We start from the raw sequence: 2,760 nt of genomic DNA, 5'->3' as shown, positions 1-2,760 counted from the left end.
CGGCGATCCGGGCCATCGGCGACGCCCCGAGACGGTCGGCGCCCGCGCGGTCGCCGAGCAGCACGGCGGAGGCGCCGTCGTTCAGCGGGGACGAGTTGCCCGCGGTGACACTGCCGCCCGCGCGGAAGGCGGGGTTGAGCTTACCCAGCTTCTCCAGCGAGGTGTCCGGGCGAATGCCCTCGTCCCGGGTGAGGTCGGTGCCCTCGACGGGCACCACGTGCCCGTCGTAGAAGCCGGAGTCCCAGGCGCGGGCGGCGCGGGTGTGGCTGCGCAGGGCGAACTCGTCCTGCGCAGCCCGGCTGATCCCGTACTTCTCCGCGAGCTGCTCGGTGCTCTCGCCGAGGGAGACGGTCCACTGCTCGGGCATGTTCGGGTTGACCATGCGCCAGCCCAGCGTGGTGGAGTGCAGCGTCTCGTGGCCCGCCGGGAAGCCCTTGGCCGGCTTCTGCAGGACCCAGGGCGCGCGGCTCATCGACTCCACCCCGCCGGCGACCACCACGGAGGCGTCCCCGACGGCGATCTGCCTGCTGGCCTGCATGGCGGCGTCCAGCCCGGAGCCGCACAACCGGTTGACGGTGGTGCCGGGCACGCTCGTGGGCCAGCCCGCCAGCAGCGTGGCCATGCGGGCGACGTTGCGGTTGTCCTCCCCCGCGCCGTTGGCGTCGCCGAGCACGACCTCGTCGACCGCGTCGGGGTTCCCGCCGCGGTCGGCCAGGGCGCGGAGCACGTGTGCGCCGAGATCGTCCGGCCGTACGCCGGACAGGGCGCCGCCGTAGCGGCCGAACGGCGTCCGGACGGCGTCGAGCACGAAGACGTCGGTCACGAGGAGGCCTCCTTGAGGGTCCGCAGGGTGGACAGCTCCGCGGCGGTCGGGGCGTCGGTGGTCGACAGGTCGTCGGCCACCGTCAGCTCCCAGCCGGTGGCCTCGCGCACCTGCTCGACGTCCACCCCGGGGTGCAGTTGGCTGAGCACGAGCTCGCGGGTGTCCGGGTCGGGACGGAAGATACCGAGGTCGGTGATCACCAGGGTGGGGCCCGCGCCGCGCAGACCCAGCCGTTCGCGGTCACCCCGACCGCGACCGTGCCCGACGGAGGTCACGAAGTCCACCTGCTCGACGAAGCTGCGCCTGCTCTGCCGCACGACGACGAACACCTCGCGGCAGGAGGCGGCGATCTCCGGGGCGCCGCCCGCACCGGGCAGCCGCACCGCGGGATCGGCGTAGTCGTCCCCGATCACGGTCGTGTTGATGTTGCCGAACCGGTCGAGCTGGGCCGCGCCGAGGAAGCCGACGTCGATGCGGCCGGGCTGCAGCCAGTAGTTGAACACCTCGGGCACGCCGATCACGGCGTCCGCCGTCTCGGCGAGGATGCCGTCACCGATCGAGGACGGCAGCACGTCCGGCTTGGAGCCGAGGGTGCCGGACTCGTAGATCAGCACCAGATCCGGCGCGTGGGTCCGGCGTGCCACGTTGGCGGCGGTGGAGGGCAGGCCGATGCCGACGAAGCAGCGCGTGCCGTCGGACAGGGCCCGGGCCGCGGCGATCGACATCATCTCGTCGGACGTGTAGCCGGGCGTCCACTCCGCCCGCGGCTGCTGCTGTGGCGTGGTCACTTCCCGCTCACCTCCCCGCCGAACACGGTGTCGCGGACCCAGGCCTCGAACGAGTCCCTCTTCCGCCCAATGGAATCCCATTCCTTGTAGTAGTCGTTGTCCCGGTCGTAGTAGCCCTGCGCGTACGACGGGTGGGCACCGTGCGGCGCCTCGGCGACGTAGGTGACCGCCCAGCTCGGCAGCATCATCTGGCCGGGCACCGGCTCCAGGTCGTCGACGACCTCCTCGACGGTGACCAGGCTCCGCCGCGCGGCGAGCACCGCCTCCTTCTGCACACCGACGAGGCCCCAGATCTGCACGTTGCCCCGGCGGTCCGCGCGCTGGGCGTGGATGATCGACACGTCCGGGTTGAGCGCCGGGACGGCGGCGAGCTGCTCACCGGTGAACGGGCAGGTGATCTGCTTGATCGTGTCCGTGTGCTCCGGCAGGTCGGTGCCCGAGTACCCCCGCAGCACGCCGAAGGGCAGTCCGGACGCCCCCGCGACGTAGCGGTTGGCCATGCCGGCGTGGCTGTGCTCCTCGATCTCCAGTGGGGCGGGCCAACCGTTCTGCACGGCGTCGCGGAAGCGGTGCAGCGAGCCGACCCCGGGGTTGCCGCCCCAGGAGAAGACGAGCTTGCGCGCACACCCCGCGCCGATGAGCTGGTCGTAGACGATGTCCGGGGTCATCCGGACCAGCGTGAGGTCCCTGCGTCCCTGCCGGATGATCTCGCGGCCCGCCGCGTGCGGGATGAGGTGGGTGAACCCTTCGAGCGCGACCGTGTCCCCGTCGCGCACGAGCCGGCCCACCCCGTCGGCGAGCGAAACGATCTCTGCCACCTGTGCCACCTTCACGTCGTTCGCATAACGCACACAAGTTCTACATATGAACATACACCTCGTCGGGGTCGCCGTGAAGGACCCCTTGCCTGCGTCACACGCAGTGCAGGAGTCCTTCGCGGCACCGGGGGCAGGGAAGGGGTCCTTCACGGCACACCCGGGGAGCAGGGGCGCGGTAGGGTCGGGGGCCGGACGAAGGGGGATCGTGTGGGGTGGACCAGGGACGGGGCGCGGCCGCGGGTGGTCGTGGCGCGCCGGATCCCGGAGGCCGCGCTCGCCGTGCTGCGGGAGGTCGCCGACGTCCGGATGCCGGAGCCGGACCGCGGACTGT

The 2,760-nt window shown here is 72.2% G+C and carries 3 protein-coding genes; all 3 read right to left on the bottom strand.

Translation table 11 applies throughout. The annotated features are described in order from the left end of the window. Nucleotides 1-823, bottom strand: an 823-nt coding sequence (locus ACTIR_RS24680; protein WP_034241295.1) for a thiolase family protein, incomplete at its 3' end; no start/stop codon positions are given. Next, nucleotides 820-1,551 (bottom strand): CoA-transferase subunit beta, encoded by a 732-nt coding sequence (locus ACTIR_RS0120855; RefSeq protein WP_199285660.1) that lies wholly within the window; start codon nt 1,549-1,551, stop codon nt 820-822. The genes ACTIR_RS24680 and ACTIR_RS0120855, both read right to left, overlap by 4 nt. 56 nt (nt 1,552-1,607) lie before the next feature. After that, nucleotides 1,608-2,429 carry a CoA transferase subunit A gene (locus tag ACTIR_RS0120850; RefSeq protein ID WP_007026596.1) on the bottom strand — a complete coding sequence of 274 codons (822 nt, stop codon included), beginning with the start codon at nt 2,427-2,429 and terminating at the stop codon, nt 1,608-1,610. Between the last annotated feature and the right edge of the window lie 331 nt (nt 2,430-2,760).

Source organism: Saccharomonospora iraqiensis subsp. iraqiensis, assembly GCF_000430445.1.
GTDB lineage: Bacteria > Actinomycetota > Actinomycetes > Mycobacteriales > Pseudonocardiaceae > Saccharomonospora > Saccharomonospora iraqiensis.
This window is presented reverse-complemented; position numbering and strand designations above follow the sequence as displayed.

What these genes read in the sequence shown, in the direction of transcription:
- ACTIR_RS0120855 (WP_199285660.1), bottom strand. Translation starts at nt 1,551, where the DNA reads ATGATGTCGATCGCCGCGGCCCGGGCCCTGTCCGACGGCACGCGCTGC.